The organism is Agriterribacter sp., from assembly GCF_035444585.1.
GTDB lineage: Bacteria > Bacteroidota > Bacteroidia > Chitinophagales > Chitinophagaceae > Agriterribacter.
Window position 1 is genome coordinate 1 of record NZ_DAOMOZ010000355.1, and the last position, 2,712, is coordinate 2,712.

The following is a 2,712-nucleotide window of genomic DNA, read 5'->3' on the forward strand; positions in this document are numbered from 1 at the left end:
ATTTGGTTCTTGTGATTTGGTTCTTATTATTTGTTCCCCGGTGCTTTGCACCCGGATGCGGTCTGACCCTCCTTTGTCGGGTGCCGACCGCATCTAACTCACTTCTCACGTTTCACCTCTCACTTCTTCTCCGTCACATCACCGTAAAATCAGTTTCCGTATCTCCCCACAATAAACTCACTTCCCCGCTTTCATCCACATTAATGGTGAATTGTTCCGCGAAAGCCGGTGCCTTTAGAGGTTTAACTTTTACCCTTAAAGCGTCCTTGCTTTCATCGTAATTAAAAGCGCCCCATTGTTCCCATGTTTTATTGAATATGATGGTCCATTCATCATCGCCTGCGATGGTAAACAAACCATATTTGCCTGCGGGTAAATCCTGTCCTTCAACTTTTATGTCTTTGTCGGTTTCAAAAACAGTGGCTTTATTGGCTCCTGTGCGCCATACTTTGCCGGGCAGCGGCTCAAGGTCCTTGCCAATGGTCCTGCCTTTTACCGACGGCTGGCTGTAATCAATTTTAATAGTAGCGCCGCTGGTTATTTTTGCAGACGCAGTTGCGGGAGGACTGGCGGGTGCTTTATTATCCTGCGCCAAAGCCGTACCTGTTGTTAGCAGCAGAACCGCTACTGCCGGAAATAGGAATGATCTTTTCATATCGTTGTGGTTTTTAATACTAACAGGGTCTCAATATTCATGCCATCCGTGTTATTGCAGTTGCCGTTTGTACAATTGAATTGTATTCTCTAATCCTAAATAAAGCGCATCACAAACCAGGGCATGACCGATAGAGACCTCGTTCACCCACGGGATATGTTGCTTAAAATAGCTGAGGTTATGCATGTCAAGATCATGTCCTGCATTTATGCCCAACCCCAGTTCCCCTGCACGTTGCGCAGCGGATAAGTAAGGGGCAACGGCATTTTCTTTATCTGTTAAATATTTTTTTGCATACCCTTCGGTATACAGTTCTATCCTGTTGGTTCCTGTTGCGGCAGCTCCTTCCACCATTGCAATAACAGGGTCAACAAATATGGATACCCGGATGCCGGCCTGCTGAAAAACCCGGATCATCTCCGTTAAATAATCTTTATGCTTTATGGTATCCCACCCGTGGTCACTGGTGATCTGCCCCAGGTCGTCGGGCACCAGGGTTACCTGTTCAGGCCTGGTTTCCAGCACCAGGTCAACAAACTTCTGTTCCCTGCAATTCCCTTCAATATTGAACTCTGTGCTGATCATCTTTTTTATTTCTCTTACATCGCTGTAGCGGATATGCCTTTCGTCGGGCCTGGGGTGTACGGTTATGCCGTCGGCGCCAAAGCGCTCTATGTCTCTTGCTGCTTTCAGCACATCGGGATTGTTGCCGCCACGGCTGTTTCGCAGCGTTGCGATTTTATTTATGTTTACCGAAAGTTTTGTGATGTGATGCATATTCAAAATTAAACCCTTATTTATATTATTTTACAGGCTTTAAGCCGGATTTCAATATATTTACAAAGACTAAACAAAAGTTTACTAAAAATTTACTTGATGCGATCAATCAAACAACTGCTTGCAGGTTCCAAAGTGTTTTTTATTGCATGGTGCATGGTGGCGGCCTTCGGCACCTATTTTTGTATGTATGCTTTCAGGAAGCCCTTTAATGCCGGCACCTATGAAGGATTATCGCTGTGGAACATAAATTATAAAGTAGTGCTTATAATAGCGCAGGTATTTGGTTACATGATCTCCAAATTCATAGGAATTAAAGTAATATCGGAACTCAAGGCCGCAAGCCGTACGCAGCTCATTATCGGGTTAATACTTTTTGCAGAGATCGCTTTATTGTTTTTTGGATGGGTGCCTCATCCCTATAATTTCATGTTCCTGTTTTTGAATGGGCTGCCGTTGGGTATGATATGGGGAATTGTATTCAGCTATCTCGAGGGAAGAAGATTTACGGAGGTGCTGGCTATCGGTCTCAGTGTAAGCCTGATCGTTTCGTCGGGCATGTTAAAAACCATTTATTTTGATGTACGGGAATGGCTGCCTGCCGTGGGCGAATTCTGGATGCCTTTTGTAATGGGCTTATTGTTCCTGCCCCTGTTCCTTTTGTTTGTATGGATGTTGTCTGTTATCCCTGCTCCTTCCAAAGAAGATATGGCCCTGCGGGCTCCCCGGCTGCCAATGACCAATACCGACAAGCGAACGGTGTTCCGCCGCTATGGATGGGGCTTGATATGCTTTATTATACTTTATACCTTTTTGGCAACCCTGCGCGACTTCAGGGATAATTTTACAGTTGAAATATGGAATGAAGTAGACCCCGGCTGGGACAAAAACGTATTTACCCAAACAGAAGCTGTTACCAGTATTATAGTGCTGGCAGTTATAGGAAGTTTGTCTTCTATTAAAAACAATTTTAAAGGATTTTGGGTGGTGAACGGCATTATAGGCGCCGGCTTCATCATAACGGCAATGGCTACCATCCTGTTTCAAAAGCATATTCTTTCTCCTTTCTGGTGGATGCTGTTATTGGGCACGGGACTTTTTCTTGCTTATATGCCCATGCAAATTGCATTGTTTGAACGCCTGATCGCTCATTTCCGCATCAAGGCCAATGCCGGCTTTTTTGTATACATGTGCGATTCCATCGGTTACCTGGGCAGTGTTGTGCTGATGCTGTACAAAGAATTTTTTATGAAAGAAATGAACTGGTCGGTAGTGCTTAT

General features: G+C 44.6%; 3 protein-coding genes. 1 reads left to right on the forward strand and 2 read right to left on the reverse strand.

The genetic code is table 11. The features are described from left to right. Window positions 1-133: 133 nt before the first annotated feature. Window positions 134-655 carry a DUF2911 domain-containing protein gene (locus tag PLH26_RS21395; protein ID WP_324588049.1) on the reverse strand — a complete coding sequence of 174 codons (522 nt, stop codon included), beginning with the start codon at window positions 653-655 and terminating at the stop codon, window positions 134-136. 51 nt (window positions 656-706) lie between these two features. Beyond that, on the reverse strand, window positions 707-1,432 hold the full coding sequence (locus PLH26_RS21400; RefSeq protein WP_324588050.1) for a pyridoxine 5'-phosphate synthase: 726 nt from the start codon (window positions 1,430-1,432) through the stop codon (window positions 707-709). Between the two features lie 99 nt (window positions 1,433-1,531). Here PLH26_RS21400 and PLH26_RS21405 point away from each other — a divergent pair. Continuing rightward, on the forward strand, window positions 1,532-2,712 hold a 1,181-nt coding region (locus PLH26_RS21405; protein WP_324588051.1), incomplete at its 3' end, for a DUF5690 family protein.

Coding starts and splice junctions, on each gene's coding strand:
- PLH26_RS21395 (WP_324588049.1), bottom strand. CDS start 655: ATGAAAAGATCATTCCTATTTCCGGCAGTAGCGGTTCTGCTGCTAACA.
- PLH26_RS21400 (WP_324588050.1), bottom strand. CDS start 1,432: ATGCATCACATCACAAAACTTTCGGTAAACATAAATAAAATCGCAACG.